Annotated in this window: 13 protein-coding genes, 3 pseudogenes and 1 riboswitch; of the genes and pseudogenes, 13 read left to right on the top strand and 3 right to left on the bottom strand. The window is 61.2% G+C overall.

Going from position 1 to position 18,302, the window contains the following annotated elements:
• Window positions 1-275 precede the first annotated feature (275 nt).
• Window positions 276-521, top strand: a complete 246-nt coding sequence (locus tag NKH16_RS29960; RefSeq protein WP_352745710.1) for a DUF6074 family protein — start codon at window positions 276-278, stop codon at window positions 519-521.
• 958 nt (window positions 522-1,479) lie between these two features.
• Here NKH16_RS29960 and NKH16_RS29955 read toward each other — a convergent pair.
• On the bottom strand, window positions 1,480-1,935 hold the full coding sequence (locus tag NKH16_RS29955) for a YybH family protein (protein WP_352576660.1): 456 nt from the start codon (window positions 1,933-1,935) through the stop codon (window positions 1,480-1,482).
• 1,147 nt (window positions 1,936-3,082) lie between these two features.
• Here NKH16_RS29955 and NKH16_RS29950 point away from each other — a divergent pair.
• The 8 genes and pseudogenes from NKH16_RS29950 to NKH16_RS29915 all read left to right on the top strand — a co-directional run.
• Entirely contained in the window at window positions 3,083-4,627 is a 1,545-nt protein-coding gene (locus tag NKH16_RS29950) for a Fic family protein (protein WP_352903253.1), read from the top strand.
• A 182-nt stretch (window positions 4,628-4,809) separates the two neighbouring features.
• A riboswitch (TPP riboswitch) is annotated at window positions 4,810-4,926 on the top strand.
• Window positions 4,927-5,031: 105 nt separating this feature from the next.
• On the top strand, window positions 5,032-6,867 hold the full coding sequence (gene thiC, locus NKH16_RS29945) for a phosphomethylpyrimidine synthase ThiC (protein ID WP_352745705.1): 1,836 nt from the start codon (window positions 5,032-5,034) through the stop codon (window positions 6,865-6,867).
• Window positions 6,864-7,865: a glycine oxidase ThiO gene (gene thiO, locus NKH16_RS29940; protein WP_352903250.1), complete on the top strand. Its 1,002-nt coding sequence runs from the start codon at window positions 6,864-6,866 to the stop codon at window positions 7,863-7,865. Before thiC ends, thiO begins: the two co-directional genes overlap by 4 nt.
• Window positions 7,834-8,031 carry a sulfur carrier protein ThiS gene (gene thiS, locus NKH16_RS29935; RefSeq protein ID WP_031253541.1) on the top strand — a complete coding sequence of 66 codons (198 nt, stop codon included), beginning with the start codon at window positions 7,834-7,836 and terminating at the stop codon, window positions 8,029-8,031. The genes thiO and thiS overlap by 32 nt, the downstream gene beginning before the upstream one ends.
• A 3-nt stretch (window positions 8,032-8,034) precedes the next feature.
• The gene (locus NKH16_RS29930; RefSeq protein ID WP_352452170.1) at window positions 8,035-8,808 is read left to right on the top strand and encodes a thiazole synthase; all 774 of its coding nucleotides are present in this window, start codon (window positions 8,035-8,037) and stop codon (window positions 8,806-8,808) included.
• Window positions 8,805-9,410, top strand: a complete 606-nt coding sequence (locus NKH16_RS29925) for a thiamine phosphate synthase (RefSeq protein ID WP_352452169.1) — start codon at window positions 8,805-8,807, stop codon at window positions 9,408-9,410. Before NKH16_RS29930 ends, NKH16_RS29925 begins: the two co-directional genes overlap by 4 nt.
• Window positions 9,401-10,162 (top strand): hydroxymethylpyrimidine/phosphomethylpyrimidine kinase, encoded by a 762-nt coding sequence (locus NKH16_RS29920; RefSeq protein ID WP_352745824.1) that lies wholly within the window; start codon window positions 9,401-9,403, stop codon window positions 10,160-10,162. The genes NKH16_RS29925 and NKH16_RS29920 overlap by 10 nt, the downstream gene beginning before the upstream one ends.
• Window positions 10,158-10,301 (top strand): annotated as a pseudogene (locus NKH16_RS29915) (ribosome small subunit-dependent GTPase A); the annotation flags it as partial. The gene NKH16_RS29920 and the pseudogene NKH16_RS29915, both read left to right, overlap by 5 nt.
• A gap of 228 nt (window positions 10,302-10,529) precedes the next feature.
• Here NKH16_RS29915 and NKH16_RS29910 read toward each other — a convergent pair.
• Entirely contained in the window at window positions 10,530-11,588 is a 1,059-nt protein-coding gene (locus NKH16_RS29910) for a tyrosine-type recombinase/integrase (RefSeq protein ID WP_352745697.1), read from the bottom strand.
• Window positions 11,585-12,016 carry an excisionase gene (locus NKH16_RS29905; protein WP_352452167.1) on the bottom strand — a complete coding sequence of 144 codons (432 nt, stop codon included), beginning with the start codon at window positions 12,014-12,016 and terminating at the stop codon, window positions 11,585-11,587. The genes NKH16_RS29910 and NKH16_RS29905 overlap by 4 nt, the downstream gene beginning before the upstream one ends.
• 508 nt (window positions 12,017-12,524) lie before the next feature.
• On the opposite strand from NKH16_RS29905, the gene NKH16_RS29900 reads away from it, so the two are divergent.
• From NKH16_RS29900 to NKH16_RS29885, 4 genes and pseudogenes are all read left to right on the top strand, one after another.
• On the top strand, window positions 12,525-13,466 hold the full coding sequence (locus NKH16_RS29900) for an ArdC family protein (RefSeq protein WP_352903245.1): 942 nt from the start codon (window positions 12,525-12,527) through the stop codon (window positions 13,464-13,466).
• 237 nt (window positions 13,467-13,703) lie between these two features.
• A pseudogene (locus tag NKH16_RS29895) lies at window positions 13,704-14,258 on the top strand (ParB/RepB/Spo0J family partition protein); the annotation flags it as partial.
• Between the two features lie 572 nt (window positions 14,259-14,830).
• Window positions 14,831-16,549 carry a group II intron reverse transcriptase/maturase gene (gene ltrA, locus NKH16_RS29890; RefSeq protein WP_352903284.1) on the top strand — a complete coding sequence of 573 codons (1,719 nt, stop codon included), beginning with the start codon at window positions 14,831-14,833 and terminating at the stop codon, window positions 16,547-16,549.
• Window positions 16,550-16,622: 73 nt separating this feature from the next.
• Window positions 16,623-18,188 (top strand): annotated as a pseudogene (locus NKH16_RS29885) (DNA-binding protein); the annotation flags it as partial.
• Between the last annotated feature and the right edge of the window lie 114 nt (window positions 18,189-18,302).

Here is an 18,302-nt window from a genome sequence, read left to right as displayed (position 1 = left end):
GGCTATTCCGGAACGCCAGCCAATGACACCGGCTCTGGAATCGATTGGGAGCATTGTCGAGATTTTTCCGGCCCTGAAGAGCGGAGATCGGCCAATGTCCGCTCTTACCCATTCCTGCCCGACAGTTTGCGCCCAAGCCATCGCGCTCATTGGCTAATCGCGGCACCGTTCAGCGCCCGCACAGAACTCTTACTACTACCAAAAAGAATACGCCGTTAACCAGATTTTCTAACCCGCCAATGCTTAATCGCGAGACTGAATGGGTGAGGTGATCGGTGTCAAGCATAAGGGCGTTTCCGCTGTATCGGCGGCGGAAGTTGGTCGAGGGAGTTGCCCGCGTGCTGGAATCCAAGAACGGCGAGGAGGCGAATGCGTTCTGGCGCAGCACCGCCAAGACAATTCTCGTTCAGTTGTCCGAATCAGGAATTGCACCCGGGCGCGCCGAACAGGAAATTGGAACGCTTCTTCATGCCGTCTTACGCGAGATAGCCAGCCGGAGTGCTGCGAAACGCACACTCTAGCGTCGACTCACGACGAATGATTGCCGCTTGCAGACTCGACTAGGCTTCGCAGATGTTACTGCACTGCTCCCGTCGAATGCCAGGTTTCTCACCCCTCATTGCAATATGCGCAGCCGAACTGGCTCGGCCAAGCCGGTTTCGGCAAAAGGCAGGCAGCTAGCGCGGCTCCCGCCCAAAAAAGCCAGTTTCGAATATTTCATTGTTTACTCCAGCTGCCACGTGCCCGGTGGCAGCCAGCTGGAAACCTGGCGGAGCCAACCAATTGAGATCGTGAAACACTCCACTTACGCCAATGGTTACGCTCGCTGCCTATCGCCGCGCTGGCCCTAATCACCGTCCGTCGCGGTCTATAATGGGTCGGCTGGCTGCTCCGCGTCGCAATGCTGAATGCCGAAGGACTGGCGCGGCCATGGACAGGCAAGCGCAGGTCCTGATGCGATGTTTGCTGAATCCGGTTGCTGGGCTTGCATTCCATGGTGGTATTGGCTCGAATAAGCTTCTGGCGGGCAGTGTCCGTTCGAATGATGCTTTTGCGTTGCCTTGAGCGCAAGTTTTTGGCCAGCCAGCCAGCGCCTCCTCTTAAGCATGCTGCTGGTCAAGGCCCAGCGGCCTCTAGCTGCTAGTCCCCCCTCAACCAAGCCGCTGGGCCATACCCGCTAGAGCGAAGCGTGCTGTCTCGCACATTAGCAATCCCTTGCTTAAGCACGCTCCAGACTCGTTTCATGAAGCGGGGAATTGGAATTGGTGACGTGGTCGCAATCACCGCGACTGATCAGCGATCCGCCAAATTGGCGGCAAATCCATTGGAAAGCGCGCCAGACCGAAGCTATACCGCGCGGTTAGCCGGTCCCATCGTCCTGCCACCACTCGACAGCGCTGGCAATAGAGCACCAGATCCCGGTCAATACAGCCGCCCTACCCTTCGCAAGACAGTCGATGAGGGCCTGGATATCTATCCCTATTCGGCCGCACCTAAGTTCCAGATGTCCCGATGTAGGCGCCATGTCCCGTCGTCGCCCTTTTTCCAGACGACGAGATACTTGCCCGCGACGGTGGAGAGGGCGCCGCCTTTGCTCGGCACACCGAGCGTAAATGCGCCAACTTCGTAGGCGAGATTCCCGCTCCCTTCCACTTCCAGCGCCTTCAGGGTGAGATTCTTCATCCCGGCCTTGATTGCGCCCTGCCAGAATTCTTCCACGCCCTTGCGGTCATCGACGCGTTTGCCGTCGGGTGGCAGCAGGGCGGCATCGTCGGTATACATTTGACCTACCGCTGCTGCGTTTCCGCTGTTGAAGGCGTCCATGAATTTTACCAACGCCGCTTCGATGTCCTCACGAGCCGAGTGGGCGGCCGCAGACAATGCAGACGAAAGAAGCAGCACAGCAGCAAATGCAAATGACTGAACCAGTCTCATTTCGTCCTCCCTTGCGTGCCCGACATGCCCACCCGATGAATAGCGCCGACCCGAGGGCGCCGCGGCGTTCGATGGCCAGGCGCGGATCATATTAGACTTATCTGATATGACGGCGCAAGCGCAGCTGCGACCCTCTGAACGACCAGCGTAGCAGCTGCCGGAGAGCTTCAAAGCGGCGGCTACCGCCTCACTGCCCTCCTCGTCTCGACGAAAGAGTTCGTTCGAATGATGCTTTTCCGTGGCTTTGCTCGCAAGTTTTCGTCAGCCAGTACAGGGCCTCCTCTTACGCTCGCTGGTCGTCAAGGCCCGGCGGCCACTAGCTGACAGTCCCCCCGCAGCCAAGCCGCTGGGCCCCTCGACGTGGGGAACGAGCATTGGAGACGATGTCGCGCTTTCCGTTACAGCCCGAAGGCGGGTGACAGATGACCGCGTCAGCCTCTCCACCCCGAGCTACGATTTCACGCATTCGATCAGGCACAGCTCTCTCGGGCTAGCGCGCCAAGCATGAGTTAGCTCCCGAATGAGCAGGTGCCGCCCAGTTCAGCTTCGGCCCTTGCGCGCGCAAAGTATTGGGCGAGATCGATCGGCAGTCCGGTCGGCAAATTGGGGCAGCGATGGCGAGAATGAATGCCAGGAACTTCCCTTCGGTGCCGCTTCGTCGATCTGTTTGCCGAGAAGACGCGCGCGCTGCGTGCCGCCCCATACCGCAGAGAACTCACTTCAGGTCACACACACACACACGACGCCACCGAGATCCTGCATCACTTTTCTACTCCGACGCCGCCACGTCACCAAGATCAGTCGCGAGCGTGATCGCGGCTATCAAATCGGGATCGCGCGCCGGAGCGCTCTATGAGTGAGCCCCGAACGGCGCGCTGCTCCTCGAGCAATCCGGCTCGACGTAAGGCGGGCCATCCGTGCCGGCCTCGTGACTAAGAGACGGGCGAATGGCGGTTCCTGGACTCACCTTTTTGTCTGAAGTCGCTTCCTTGAGCCGGTGGCGGAGTTCTTGCTTGATCGACTTCAGCACCGTCTTAGAATCGGTTTTCGGAAAATTTGTCTTGTAGCATCAATTTTCATGGAATAGGATCATTTTTCATAGGATTTGGCCGGCTAAACCAAAATTCGATGGAAGGATTCGCTTTTCATGCCTGCGGTGCAACAGCACCAATTTTCAGGTCCTGTTACCGTTTTTCAGGAACTCCGCCTTCCTGAAACGGCGACCCCGGCCGGGTACAGCGCCCTGATCGGAGCCTACAGGCTCGCCGTGCCCTTGCCCCGTAGGTTGTTCGCCACTGGCGAGCATCATCGCATTACCGAACGGGATGGCTGGCGGATCATGACCCCCCGCCACGCCCCAAATCCTACCCTCGAGGGCCACCTGACCTTTGCGCTCAAGTACGAGGGACTGGACCTTGCCGTCCTCAAGCGGCTGTTCCAAGTGACCGGTCCCGCGCCGATCGAGGCGCTGGTCCGTGAAAGCCCGACCGGCAGTTATGTCCGCCGCATCTGGTTTTTATATGAATGGCTGAGGGGCGCGCGTATCGATCTGCCGGACGCCGCGGCCGGACGATACATTCCGGTTGTCGATCCCGAGCTGCAGTGGCCCGGACCCGACAAGACCGCTTCGCGCTACCGCGTAAGGGACAATCTCCCCGGCACGCGTGAGTTCTGCCCTCTGGTGTTCCGCACCAAGATTCTGGAAAAATTCATCGGCCTTGAACTACCGCGGCGCGCGGAGGCAATCGTAGCGGACGTGCCGCGCGACCTCCTTGCTCGGACCGCCGCCTTTCTTTTGCTCAAAGACTCGCGATCAAGCTATGCGATTGAGGGCGAGCACCCGCCGCAAGATCGCATCCAGCGCTGGGGCCGCGCCATCGGCGAAGCCGGCCGCTGGCCGATCGATCGCGATGAGCTGCTGCGTCTGCAAAGAATTGTACTTGGCGACGCCCGTTTCGTAAGACTTGGCTTCCGAAAAGAAGGAGGTTTCGTCGGCGAGCATGACCGAGACAACGGCACGCCCTTGCCCGATCACATCGGCGCTCGGCCCGGGGACCTGCCGCGGCTAATCGATGGAATGGCAGCGTTCGATCAGGGCCCCGCGCAAAAGCTTGATGCAGTCGTAGCCGCCGCAATCCTCGCCTTCGGCTTTGTCTACATTCACCCATTCGAGGACGGAAACGGCCGCATTCACCGCTACCTAATCCACCACGTCCTTGCCATGCGCGGCTTCAATCCGCCGGGAGTGGTCTTTCCCGTCTCGGCCGCGATCCTGGACCAGATCAACGAGTACAGGGGCGTGCTCGAGAGCTATTCGCAGCGCCTTCTGCCGTTGGTGGAATGGGAACCGACGCCGCAATTCAACGTCCGGGTGCTGAATGACACCGGTGATTTCTACCGGTTCTTCGATGCAACTCCGCACGCCGAATTCCTCTATGCCTGCGTTCAGCGGACGATCGAACGGGACCTTCCCGAGGAAACCGCATTTCTGCAGCGCTACGATCAGTTCCGGCAGCAGGTGGACGCCTTTATCGACATGCCCGAGCGGTTGACCGATCTGCTCTTCCGTTTTCTTCACCAGAATGATGGACATCTATCGAATCGCGCGCGCGAAAAGGAATTCGCCGCGCTGACCAGTGACGAGGCAGGAAGAATCGAGGCGATCTACGCGCAAACCTTTGGTGCCCATTGAAGGTGTGATCATCAGGATCGATTTTTAGTCCGACGGTTTGCGATTCCCTTGTCCCTGCCTTCATCTCCGACGCTTGACTTGTCGCCGAGACATGCACGATTTTTTCCGCACGGTCTGACCGGCCGCCGATCAGCCGCGGCCAGAACGCGCTTGACAAACCGGAGCCGTCCCGTCCAACCTCACGCATTCACCAGGGGAGTCCCGGCAAGGGGCTGAGATACTGCTGGCTTTCGCGGCGCAGTGACCCGTTGAACCTGATCCAGTTCATACTGGCGTAGGGACGGTGCAAGCGCTTTGCGGGAGTTCACGCCCGAGGTCCTGTTTCGAGCAGGTCGACCAAAGCGTCTTTTCATCCTTCCGGCACAGAACTGGGTCTCCAATGCAACGAGCAAAGGAGCCTCAAGATGAATGCCCTCACCCCCGCCGTCTCGACGGGACCGCTGCCTGCCTCACGCAAAATCCACAAATCCGGTACCATCCACCCGCAGCTCAGGGTGCCGATGCGCGAAATCTCCGTCCATCCGACAGCCGGCGAGCCGCCCGTCACCGTCTACGATCCGTCCGGCCCCTATACCGACCCGACTGTCGAAACCAGCATTGAAAAGGGCCTGGCCCGGCTTCGCCACGAATGGATCTTGGCGCGTGGCGATGTCGAGGCCGGTGACGGTCGCCATGTCCGGCCGGAGGACAACGGATTCGCGACGGGCGAACGCCTGACGCCGGAATTTCCCATCCGCCACCGACCGCTCAGGGCCAAAGCAGGCAAGGCGGTGACGCAGCTTGCCTACGCGCGCGCAGGCATCATCACACCCGAAATGGAGTTCGTCGCCATCCGCGAGAACCTTGGTCGCGAGATCCTGCACGGCAAGCTTGAGCGCGACGGCGAGGCTTTCGGCGCGACACTGCCCGATTTCGTCACGCCCGAATTCGTGCGTGACGAGGTGGCGCGCGGACGGGCGATCATTCCCGCCAACATCAACCATCCCGAGAGCGAGCCAATGATCATCGGCCGCAATTTCCTGGTCAAGATCAACGCCAATATCGGTAACTCCGCCGTCACATCGTCGATGGCGGAAGAGGTCGAAAAGATGGTGTGGGCGATCCGCTGGGGCGCCGATACGGTGATGGACCTGTCGACCGGCCGCAACATCCACAACATCCGCGACTGGATCGTCCGCAACGCGCCGGTGCCGATCGGCACGGTGCCGCTGTACCAGGCGCTCGAAAAGGTCGGCGGCATTGCCGAGGATCTGACCTGGGAGGTCTACCGCGACACGCTGATCGAACAGGCCGAGCAAGGCGTCGACTATTTCACCATCCACGCCGGCGTGCGGCTGCATTACATCCCGCTGACCGTCGACCGGGTGACGGGTATCGTCTCGCGCGGCGGCTCAATCATGGCCAAATGGTGCCTGCACCATCACCGGGAAAGCTTCCTCTACGAGCACTTCGCCGAGATCTGCGACATCGCCAGAGCCTACGACGTCTCCTTCTCGCTCGGCGACGGCCTTCGTCCAGGCTCGATCGCCGATGCCAACGACGCGGCGCAGTTCGCCGAGCTGGAAACGCTCGGCGAGCTGACGCAGATCGCCTGGGCGAAGGATTGCCAGGTGATGATCGAGGGGCCTGGCCACGTGCCGATGCACAAAATCAAGGCGAACATGGACAAGCAACTCGCCGTCTGCGGCGAGGCGCCGTTCTATACGCTTGGACCGCTGACGACCGACATCGCGCCGGGCTACGACCACATCACCTCAGGCATCGGCGCCGCGATGATCGGCTGGTTCGGCACCGCCATGCTCTGCTACGTCACGCCCAAGGAGCATCTCGGCCTTCCCGATCGCAGCGACGTCAAGATCGGCGTGATCACCTACAAGATAGCCGCCCACGCCGCCGACCTGGCGAAGGGCCATCCGGCAGCGAAAGTCAGGGATGATGCGCTTTCCCGCGCGCGCTTCGAGTTCCGCTGGGAGGACCAGTTCAATCTGTCGCTCGACCCGGAAACCGCGCGGTCCTTCCACGACCAGACCTTGCCCAAGGAGGCGCACAAGGTGGCGCATTTCTGCTCGATGTGCGGACCGAAATTCTGCTCGATGCGTATCTCTCACGACATCCGCGCCGAGGCACAGAAAGAGGGCATGGCGGCGATGGCGGCGAAATACCGCGAGGGCGGCGATCTCTACGTGCCGGCGGACGAGACCGACGCACCGCTCATACCTCAGCCACGTGAGCGATCATGAGGGTCTTGGTCAAAGGGGCCGGCGTCGCCGGCCTCACCGCCGCCTTCGAGTTCGCCGCACGCGGCGCGGCGGTTACCGTTGCCGAGATAAGGCCTGCCCTTGGGGGCAATGCGTCGTGGTTCGCCGGCGGCATGCTGGCGCCATGGTGCGAGCGTGAAAGCGCCGAGCAGCCGGTGCTGGATCTCGGGCGCGGTGCCGCCGACTGGTGGGATGCCGCAACGCCCGGCCAGGTGACGCGGGCCGGAACGCTGGTCGTGGCCGGGCCGCGCGATGCGGGCGAGCTCGACCGGTTCGCCAGCCGCACGACGGGCTATCGGCGCGTCGAGGAAGATGAAATTGCCTTGCTGGAGCCCGACTTAGCCGGCCGCTTCCGCCGCGGATTGCTCTTCCCCGCTGAGGGCCATCTTGATCCGCGCCAGGCGATGGCAGCACTTCATGATAAGCTCGCGGCCACGGGGGTCGAGTTCCGCTTCGGCGCCGACGCCCAGCATGTTTTTGGTTTCGATCGTCAGATCGACTGTACAGGAATGGCGGCGCAAAATGACTGGCTGCGCGGCGTTCGCGGCGAAATGCTCACCCTGCGTATCCCTGATATCTCGCTGTCGCGCCCCGTCAGGCTGCTGCATCCGCGCTTTCCACTCTATGCAGTGCCGCGCACCGACCACCGTTTCATGATTGGTGCGACGATGATTGAAAGCCAGTCCGTCGGACCGGTTACGGCGCGTTCGATGATGGAACTGCTGGGTACCGCCTATGCCCTCCACCCGGCCTTTGGCGAGGCCGAGATCGTTGAAACCGGTGTCGGCGTCCGCCCAGCCTTTCCCGACAATTTGCCGCGCGTCGAAATCAAGGGTGAAATCATCGCGATCAACGGGCTCTATCGTCACGGTTTTCTCCTGGCTCCCGCCATGGCGCGCCAGGCTGCCGATCTGGTTTTCACTCAAGACAGAACCAAGGAGCTTGCTCATGAAACTGATGGTCAACGGCGAAGCGCATGAGGTTGCCGCCACAACGCTGGAGGCGCTGCTTGCCGCGCTTGACTATGAGGGCGATTGGCTGGCGACGGCCGTCAACAATGACCTCGTGCACAAAGCCAACCGGGCGGAATTCCAGTTGAACGACGGCGACCGGATTGAAATCCTCTCGCCCATGCAGGGCGGCTAGGCCATGATCGAGCTTTATGGAGCCGAGCTTCCGTCGCGCCTGCTTCTTGGCACGGCTCAATATCCTTCGCCGGCCATCCTTGCCTATGCAGTCAGGGCTTCGGGCACGGCGGTGGTGACCGTCTCGTTGCGCCGTGAAATGGCAGGCGGCAGGGCTGGCGAAAAATTCTGGTCGTTGATCCGCTCGCTTAGTGTCAGAATCCTGCCCAACACTGCTGGCTGCCACTCCGTCAAGGAAGCGGTCACGACCGCACAAATGGCGCGCGAAGTCTTCGGCACGCCCTGGATCAAGCTCGAAGTGATCGGCAATCACGACACGCTGCAGCCGGACGTGTTCGGTCTGCTCGAAGCCGCCCGCATCCTGTGCGAGGACGGTTTTGCGGTGTTCCCGTATACAACCGACGACCTTGTCGTCGCCGAGCGGCTGCTTGCGGCGGGCTGCAAGGTCTTGATGCCCTGGTGCGCACCGATCGGTTCCGCCCTCGGGCCGGTCAACATCATGGCGCTGCGCTCGATGCGCGGACATTTCCCTGATGTCCCGCTGATCGTGGATGCTGGTCTCGGACGGCCATCGCACGCGGCAACCGTCATGGAGCTCGGCTTTGACGCCGTACTCCTGAACACCGCAGTTGCCAAGGCGGCCGATCCGGTCGGCATGGCGCGTGCGTTCGGCAAGGCGGTCGAGGCCGGTCGTGAAGCTTTCAGCTCGGGAATGCTCGAACCGCGCGAGGTCGCCGTGCCCTCGACGCCGACGATCGGCAGGGCGGTTTTCTCATGAAGCTCGATCCCTTCTACCTGATCGTCGACAGCGCCGCCTGGATCGAACGGCTGGTGCCACTTGGCGTCAAGCTGGTTCAGTTGCGCATCAAGACCTTGGATGAGGCCGGGTTGCGCGCGGAGATCCGCAAGGCGAAGGGTTTATGCGCCCAGCACTGCTGCCAACTGATCGTCAACGACTATTGGCGGCTCGCCATTGAGGAAGGCTGCGACTTCGTCCATCTCGGCCAAGAGGATTTGGCTGCGGCCGACCTGCTGGCGATTAGATACGCCGGATTGAAGCTCGGGCTCAGCACGCACGATCATCCCGAACTGGAAACGGCGATCGCTGCCGAGCCCGACTATATCGCGCTCGGCCCCATCTATCCCACCGTCCTGAAGCAGATGAAATGGGCGCCGCAAGGGCTCAAGCGGATCAGCGAGTGGAAGCATCGGGTGGTACCCATTCCCCTAGTCGCCATAGGCGGCCTCACCCCTGACCGGCTCGACGGTGTCTTCAAGGCTGGTGCGGACAGCGCGGCGGTGGTCACCGACATCACGTTGAATGCCGATCCCGAAGCGCGCACGCGAGAATGGATCGAAAAGACAAAGCCATGGCGCTGAGGCGAGAACCGCATGTGCTCGTGGTCGGCGGATCTGACTCCAGCGGTGGGGCTGGAATTGCACGCGATATCGAGACGATCTCTTCCATTGGCGTCCGCACCTGCCTGGCTGTCACAGCGCTGACGGTGCAGACGCACGAAGCCGTGATGAAAATCCATCCTTCGCAGCCCGATCTTGTGTCCGATCAGATGCGCGCCGCGCTGCAGGCCAACAAGGTGGCGGCAATCAAGATCGGCATGCTCGCAACGGCCGAGATCGTCGTTGCGGTTGCCGCCGTACTGCGCGAAAATCGACAGGTGCCGGCAGTACTCGATCCAGTGCTGGCCTCCACCTCAGGCCGGGCGCTCTTAGAGGCAGCCGCTATCGCTGTCATGAAGCGCGATCTGATGCCGCTTTGCTGCCTTGTCACGCCCAACCTTCCCGAACTGGCGCACCTTATTGGCTCCGAACTGGCAGTGGATGAGGACGATGCGCTCCGACAAGGACAAAGACTGTTGGCCGCCGGCCCTCAGGCCCTGCTGATCAAGGGTGGGCATGCCTCGGGACTCCGATCGACCGATATTTTATTACGCTCCGATCATGAACCCATCCACGTCGATACACCGCGCCTTGCCACATCAATGCGCGGAACAGGTTGCATACTGGCCAGCGCGATTGCGGCGCATCTGGCGAAGGCGAAGCCGCTTGAAGACTGCGTGCGCGAAAGCAAGCGGCTTGTCTTCGCCACGTTTCAGAGGAATGGAGCAGAATGAACCCGGCTATGCGGTACAAGCAGCTTTGGCCGCTAGTATGCTGGATCCTGAGCGTCTTGCTCGCTGGCGCAAACTCTTAGACGAAAATCGCAACAACACGGCGGTTCGAACCGGACCTCGTGGAAGCAATTCGGCCGCGGTCGCAGCGATCATTCATGAAGGAGGAGAGCTGGTCCTCTTGTTTCGAGGGGATCGGCAGCTCGTAGTTCGCAGTTTCGTTCAGTCCGGGGAGTCGGAGTGGATTCGAACGGCGTGACCGCCCAACCCAAATTAGAGAAAGTGGTGCGGGTGGCAGCGTGAACCTGCGACCCCATCGTCCCGAACGATGTGCGCTACCAGCAAAGCCGCAGCTTTTTGGGCCCGATCGTCACGCTTGCTTCGCAATGATCGCGTTTCCTTTCGAGCTTTGGGTGGGAAACATAGGGCCCCCCCTGCCGAGTTCATGTTTCATTGTCATCTGTCCTGAGACCGATTTCGTCGCCTCGGCGGCGACCTGCTTCTTGGCGATCTTCTCGGCGGCGTCTGCCTGGAAGTCGGGATGATGGTGGCCATAAGTATCGATCAGGACATCCACGGTGATGCCCAGAAAGCCCGCCGCCTGCCACATGTCGGTGCCGGCCCGCATCAGCCAGGTCGCAGCGGTGTGGCGAAGCGTGTGCGAAGTGACGTCGGGACCGAGGCCGGCTGCCTCGCGAGCTCTCCTGAAGCTCTTCTTTACCGACACCACCGGCTTTCCATTCCATTCCACGACAAAATCTTGCGATATTTTTCGGCCGATATTTGCGCTTTTGCCGCGCGCCTTGGTTCTGATATCGAGATCCGTGCACGCCCAGCGGCGGAGGTGAGCCAATAGCCGGTCCGGCAGGCGCACGGGCGGCTGGCGTTTTTTGGTCTTCTTTGCGCCATCGGCACGGCGGTAAAAGATGCCGCGGTCAAGGTCCACATAACCACGCCCTTTGGTTGGACGGACGGCGGCGCCGCAGACTGCGGCAGAGCGTGTTCCTGTATAAAGCGCGACAAGCATGAAGCGGGCGAGGTGTCGTCCGGTACGCCGGCCGCTCTCCTGGCCCTTCCATTTCTGCTTCATACGCCAAGCTGCCCAGATGAGAGCGGCCGCTTCACTGCGCGTCAACCAGCGCTCGCGTGCACCAGCCTTGTCGGGCAGGACAATCGTCGGTGCGGCAGTCGTGTAACCTTCCCTGCGATAGTAGTTGATGGCTGCACGAAAATCCTCGAGTTGGCGGCGCGCAACGGCTTCTGTGGGACAGGACGCGGCGTAGTCGCGGCAGAGTTTGCCGTTAATAGCGGCGAGGGTCTTTTCACCGAAGAAATCGAGGACGTTGTCCAGCCGAGCCGCCGTCTCTTCCGGCGCGGCATGCTTCGGTGCAACCTCTCTCAGGTAGACGCTGACGACATCGGCTATCAAGACATCTTCGGCACCGCGCGCTCGGTGGTACTTGCTTGCGATGTAGGCCGCGAGCGCCTTTTCAGCTTCAGGTCCTGGATGGCCTTTTTCGCCGCTGCCAGCGCTGATGAACGTTGTTCGATCGCGGATAAACCATCCAGCTTTGTTTCGGAGTGTTCCGTCCTTTTTCCAGCTTTCGCCGCGCCAGACGAGGCGTGGCCCTTTCGACGCCCGCGGCATAGTTCCCTCATTCTGGTGATCGCCAGCAAGGTGACGTACTCCTTTCCTGCGATTAGCTCGGTTTCAAGTCGGCCGGCGTCACGTTCCTTGCGTAGGCCTGCTGCGCACATCGAGCCATCGGGAAAGGCAATTCGTGCTGCAATCGCGACGCGCAGGGGCGTGGTCTCGTCGAATTGTTCGGGGATTTTCAAAACGGAGCCCTCAGCCAATCTCTATGGTCCGATAGTTTCGCTCGGAAACAGACGGATCGCGGGTCGCATTGAGCACACTTTTCTGTCTCGCCATTCCGGATGCCCTGCCGCACGATCTTTTCTCTGAATATACGGCTGCGAAAAGCGCCGACTGGAGCGCCTGCGGCAAAGATGCTCCTTTGACCTGCTAATCGGAACGGTTGCGCTGACGCGCACTCCACGAGCCTTTCGGCTGGCTCCCCACTTCCGTGGCCGGTGAAACCACTCCTGACTGGCTTCGGCTATCTGTGCGGCTTCCGTTTCCATGGACTCACTGCCAGGTCTCTTGGGCCTACTCCCGCGCGCCCGGCTTTAGTGGGTTCTGCTGATCGCCTCACGCTGCGGTTTCGAACGGTGTCTTTCACCTCGGAGTTGGTCAGCAACCGCAATCTTCGTTCGAGTCCATAGAGTTAGAGCGCCGCGCTTGGCGCACTGACGGGTTGAAGGCTGGGAGAGAGGCTCCCGGCGCCCGACGCGGAGACTCGCAATGACCAAGCATCGGCACCAAGCTGCCCCGAGCCGGGCCAGCGTATATGACGACATCACCAGCAAGATCATCGGCGAGCTGGAGGCCGGTCGGCTGCCCTGGGTTCAGCCATGGGGAATGGCAGCTGCGAAGGCGCCGCTCGCCATGCCGAAGAACGCCGCCACCGACCGGCAATACTCTGGAATCAATGTCCTGATCCTCTGGGGTTCGGTGATCGAGCAGGGCTTTTCAGGACAGAGCTGGCTGACCTTCCGCCAGGCGCTCGCGCTTGGCGGTAGCGTCCGCAAGGGTGAGCATGGAACGACAGTCGTCTACGCCCATCGGTTCGTGCCCGACGACGAGAAAAAGCGTACCCGCGAAACCGGCGAGCAAGCCCGATCGATCCCATTCCTCAAACGCTTCACGGTGTTCAACGCCGCGCAGTGCGACGGGCTGCCCGACGATGTTGCGATGGCCACGCACCCGCCCCTACCCGGCCTGATCGAGCCGAAGGTCGAGAGGCTGATCAAGCAGACGGGGATCGATTTCCGGGTTGGTGGCAGCCGCGCCTTCTACGCTCCGGCCCAGGATTATGTACGGGTCCCGCCACCCCAAGCCTACTTCGAGCCGATCAATTGGCACCGGACCGCCCTGCATGAACTCGGGCACGCCACCGGTCATGCCTCACGCCTCAACCGGGATTTGTCTGGTTCCTTCGGCACCAAGAAGTATGCCTTCGAAGAGCTGGTTGCCGAGATAAGTGCGGCTTTCTGCTGCGCCTCGCTGGGCATCACTCCGACCGTGCGTCACGCCGACTATATCGGCTCGTGGCTGGAGGTCCTGCGCGAGGATAACCGTGCGATCGTTCGCGCCGCCTCTCTGGCAAGCAGGGCTGCGGATTATCTCTTGGGGTTCTTGCCCGACAAAGTCGCCGCTGACGACGATCGGCGGGAGGCAGCGTAATGGCCGCCCGCTTCCAGTTGGGCGTCTTCCTGCTGATGCGTTCATGACCGAAGTCTGCCTCGATGCCGGACCCCGCTGCGGCGAAGTCGTTGCAGAGCGCCAGGACCGACCGGCTGCTCCGCGACAAGTGTCGCTTGGCTGCAGAGCACATCAGAGGGCGGGGAGTGACGGAATTCTCATGACGGGTTTGGAGGTCGAGAGAGAGGCTCTCGGCCGCCCGTCGCGGAGTACATCCCGATGGCTACTGCCGTTCAGAAGATCACCCTGTCGTCCTCGCGCGACATTCCCTTCAACAAGCTGGTGCTCTCCCAGTCCAATGTCCGGCGCGTCAAGGTCGGCGTCTCGATCGAGGATCTTGCGGCCTCGATCGCCCGCCGCGGCTTGATCCAGAGCCTCAGCGTCTTGTCCGTCGTCGACAGCGACGGCAACGAGACTGGCATGTTTGAGGTACCTGCCGGAGGCCGGCGCTTCCGCGCGCTTGAGCTGCTGGTGAAGCAAAAGCGCCTCGCCAAGACCGCCCTCGTGCCCTGTGTCGTGCGCGCCCGTCACAGCGCGATCGTTGCCGAGGAGGTGTCGCTCGCCGAGAACATTGAGCGAGCGCCGCTGCACCCGCTCGATCAGTTTCGCGCCTTCCAGGACATGCGCCAAAAAGGCATGAGCGAGGAGGAGATTGCCGCAGCCTTCTTCGTGCCGGTCAACGTCGTTAAGCAACGGCTTAGGCTGGCTTCTGTCTCCCCAGTGCTGCTCGATGTGTATGCCGATGACGGGATGACGCTGGAGCAACTCATGGCTGTGCGGCGTGAAGCTGCGTAAGTGATTGTTTTGCTTGTCGTCTAACGGCGACTCGACAAAACCTGCCGTTCCTCCGGCAGTAGCCTAGGGATGCAGGCATGACGGGAGACTGCTGTGTCTGAAGCCATCCTGAGAATGTACTCCGATCCCGAAAGGGTGAAGCAGAACCCGCGAGGGCGAACGCGAAGCTGCAAGCATTATGTGGCAGGAGGCTAGGCTTGGAAGTAAGGTTAACATATGTGAATCGGCGTTAAACCTCGTTAGTTGTAACGTGCCAAAGATGCTGTCAGGCACGAACCAAAATGGTAAGTGGGTTGGACTTCGGATTTGCCATTTCCGAAGCGAGGACTTCGAACCCACCGGGGAAAAGCCGGCACCTAACCTTCCATCGTCACTTACGTGGAACACGATAAGCCCGTATCTCTGCCTAGCAATGGGCAGGCCGACCGCAAGGAACGCTGTTGGGGGTGCGGGTATGGGAGGTCGGAGAAAGCGAATGCCGCGCTGTAATGGCGTGGATAGGGGTTGCGGTTCGCCAACATCACCCCGCCCGAAAGGGAGCAGACTTCCGACTGGTCTCTCGTCGCGAGAGAGTTTGTAGAACCCTGACTGGTGCGGCCTCCGGCGGTGAGGTCGACTGGCATCAGATCGACTGGGCTAGCGCGCACCGAACCGCTCGGCGGCTGCAGATGCGTATCGCGAAGGCAGTTCGGGAAGGCCGCTGGGGCAAGGTGAAAGCTTTGCAATGGCTGCTGACCCACTCGCGTAGCGGCAAAGCCATTGCCGTGAAGCGTGTCACCGAAAACCAAGGAAAGAAGACACCCGGTGTTGACGGAGAAATCTGGGATACACCGGGTAAACGTGCCAGAGGAATGTTGTCGCTCGCACGGCGAGGCTATCAGCCACAGCCGTTGAGACGGGTGTTCATCCCGAAAGCGAACGGAAAGATGCGTCCATTGGGCATCCCGACGATGCGGGACCGGGCGATGCAGGCACTCCACCTGCTCGCATTGGAACCGATCTCGGAGTCCACGGCGGACCCGAACTCCTACGGCTTCCGGCCGGAGCGAGCGAGCCGCGACGCGGCGGAACAGTGCTTCCAGGCACTGCGCCAACGTGTATCGGCCCAGTGGGTTCTCGACGCGGATATATCCGGTTGCTTCGACAACATCGGTCATGACTGGCTCATCGCCAACGTCCCCACGGACAAGGTGGTGCTTCAGAAATGGCTGAAATCCGGGTTCGTGCAGAATGGCGAACTGTTCGCGACGGAAGCGGGAACGCCGCAAGGCGGCATTATCTCGCCGACGCTCGCGAACATGACCTTGGACGGGATGGAAAGGGTGTTGCGCAAGCGCTTCGCTCCCAGCCACCCACAATGTCGAAAGAACAAGGTCAATCTGATCCGCTATGCGGACGACTTCGTCATCACCGGTGCCTCGAAAGAGCTGCTGGAGGAGGCAAGGTCGCTGATGGAGGACTTCTTGCAACAGAGGGGGCTCGCCCTCTCGGAGGAGAAGACCAAAATCGTGCATATCGAGGAAGGCTTCGACTTCCTCGGCTGGAACGTGCGCAAATATGATGGGAAGCTCCTCATAAAGCCTGCCAAGAAGAATGTGCAAGCGTTCTTGCGCAAGGTCCGGACGATCATCAGGGACGCCAGAACCGCGAAGCAGGAATATGTGATCGGTCGCCTCAATCCGGTTATCCGAGGATGGGCGAACTATCACCGCAATCAGGTGGCGGCAGAGACCTTCGGAAAGGTCGATCACCTCATCTGGAAGCAACTCTGGCAATGGGCTTGCCGCAGGCACCCACATAAGCCGCTAACTTGGGTGAAGGATCGTTACTTCGCTCGGGAAGGCACGCGAAACTGGGTGTTCCGGGCAGAGGTGAATGACGACGAGGGAAACAGCAAGTTCGTGCGGCTCGTAAAAGCCACCGACGTTCCTATCCGGCGTCATCGCAAGATCAGAGCCGAGGCCAACCCGTTCGACCCGTCATGGGATAGCTACTTTGCCGACAGGCATGGTCAGCTCATGGATCGGCAAGGGCGGAACTTGGCGCCCAAGCTCTGGAAGGCGCAGGGTGGTATCTGCCCTATCTGTCGAGAATACATTACGGTGAATACCGGGTGGGAAATCCACCACGTCGTTCCCCGTGGTCTCGGCGGATCGGAAGCAAGATCCAACCTCACGCTGTTGCACACCAACTGCCACTGGCAGGCCCACAGCTATACTTGGAACGGTGAACTGGCGGCTCCGGTAAAACGGAGTTTTGTAGAGGCTTGAGCCGTATGCGGGGAAACTCGCACGTACGGTTCTTAGGGGGGAATGGCCCAGCAATGTGCTGTTCCTACCCGACTTCACGGTCTCTGAAGACCGCGCTCGCCAGGAGCAGATCTGGGAGGCAATCAGGGATGCCTGGTCGAAAGAGCCCTATCAAATCCGGCGCATGCTGACCGAAACGACGGTGCGCGCCTCCGACAAGCGCGCCGTCTTCGTGGGGACCGACGCCTATGAGGCCGCGGGTGGTATCGTCATGCACGACCTGTTCCAGTCGGATGACGGCGGCTGGCTGCAGGATGCAGCGCTGTTGGACCGCCTGGTCACCGAGAAGCTCAAGGCGGTTGCCCAGGAAGTTGCAGCCGAGGGTTGGAAGTGGGTCGAGGTCGCTGTCAGCTTCCCCTACGACGCAACGCGTGGGCTGTATCAGCTGCAGAGTGATCCGCTCGATCTCTCTGCCGAGGAGCAGGCTACCATCGATGCCCTCAACGCCGAGCATGCCAAGCTTGAAACCGAATCTGAGGGTGCTGACGAGCTGCCCGAAGACGTCGATCAGCGACTCGGTGAAATCGAGACCGCGCTCGCCAATTTCGACAAGCGCCCAAGGCAGTTCGATCCGGCCGACATCGCCATCGCCGGCGCGTTCGTCAGCATCGACGCCGACGGCTCGCTCTCGGTCGACCGCGGCTTTCTCCGGCCTGAGGACGTGCCGCCGATGTCATTCGACGGCGCGAATGAATCGAACAGGGACGGCGGGTCCGGGGCTGCCGACAGTTCGTCGGTGCACCGTGCCGTTGTCACCATTGGCGGCCAGGCAGTCGAGTGCGAGGAAGACGAGGACGATGCGGTCAAGCCTCTGCCGGACCGACTGGTGACAGAGTTGACCGCACGCCGGACGCTGGCGTTGCGCGATGCGGTTGCCGGCAACCCTCACGTCGCCATGACAGCGCTCTTGCACAAGCTGGTCACCGACACGTTCCAGCACCGCACCACGAACGGGTGCCTGGAGGCCTCGATCCGTCACGTCTTCTTTCCTCTGCAGGCAGGTGACCTGAAGGACAGCCCCTCGGCGAAATCGGTGGCCGAACGCCATGAGGCCTGGAAATCGGACCTGCCGACCGAGGACGATGCACTTTGGGACTGGATCGCCTCACTTGATGAGACCAGCCGCGCGGCGTTGCTCGCCCATTGCGTCAGCTACGGCGTGAACGCGCTCCACGAGAAAGCCGACCGCTATGGCGGCGCTATCTCGGCACACGGGGTTCGGCAGCGGATCGCGCAAGCTGATCGACTGGCACGCGCGGTCGGTCTCGATATGGTCGACGCCGGCTGGACACCGACAGTCGAAAACTATCTCGGCCGCATCACCAAGTCTCGCATTCTCGAGGCAGTGCGAGAGGCGAAGGGGGAACAGGCCGTACAGCTTATCGACCATCTGAAGAAGGGTGATATGGCGAAGGAAGCCGAGCGCTTGCTGACCGATAGTGGCTGGCTGCCCGAGCCGCTGCGCCTGGTCGACCTCGACGGCAGTGCTGGCGCTGATAGCGGCGCCGGCGCCGACGGCTATGGGGAAGAGCTGCCCGAATTCCTCTCAGACGACGATGCGCAGATTGAAGACAGCGAACCGCACATGGCCGCTGAATAGATCGCCTCGCGCGGGGCGGCGTAGGGCCCGACCCCCCCCATGCAAACCCCGCCCGGGGGGCGCGTTTTGGCCCCCCCGCCAAACCCAAATGGCGGGGGGGTTTTAAAAAAAGAA

Source organism: Mesorhizobium sp. M1307, assembly GCF_040318155.1.
Classification (GTDB): domain Bacteria; phylum Pseudomonadota; class Alphaproteobacteria; order Rhizobiales; family Rhizobiaceae; genus Mesorhizobium.
The sequence above is the reverse complement of the archived record's forward strand: the minus strand, read 5'-3'. Positions and strand labels throughout refer to the sequence as shown.

Coding starts and splice junctions, on each gene's coding strand:
- NKH16_RS29955 (WP_352576660.1), bottom strand. CDS start 1,935: ATGAGACTGGTTCAGTCATTTGCATTTGCTGCTGTGCTGCTTCTTTCG.
- NKH16_RS29950 (WP_352903253.1), top strand. CDS start 3,083: ATGCCTGCGGTGCAACAGCACCAATTTTCAGGTCCTGTTACCGTTTTT.
- thiC (WP_352745705.1), top strand. CDS start 5,032: ATGAATGCCCTCACCCCCGCCGTCTCGACGGGACCGCTGCCTGCCTCA.
- thiO (WP_352903250.1), top strand. CDS start 6,864: ATGAGGGTCTTGGTCAAAGGGGCCGGCGTCGCCGGCCTCACCGCCGCC.
- thiS (WP_031253541.1), top strand. CDS start 7,834: ATGAAACTGATGGTCAACGGCGAAGCGCATGAGGTTGCCGCCACAACG.
- NKH16_RS29930 (WP_352452170.1), top strand. CDS start 8,035: ATGATCGAGCTTTATGGAGCCGAGCTTCCGTCGCGCCTGCTTCTTGGC.
- NKH16_RS29925 (WP_352452169.1), top strand. CDS start 8,805: ATGAAGCTCGATCCCTTCTACCTGATCGTCGACAGCGCCGCCTGGATC.
- NKH16_RS29920 (WP_352745824.1), top strand. CDS start 9,401: ATGGCGCTGAGGCGAGAACCGCATGTGCTCGTGGTCGGCGGATCTGAC.
- NKH16_RS29900 (WP_352903245.1), top strand. CDS start 12,525: ATGACCAAGCATCGGCACCAAGCTGCCCCGAGCCGGGCCAGCGTATAT.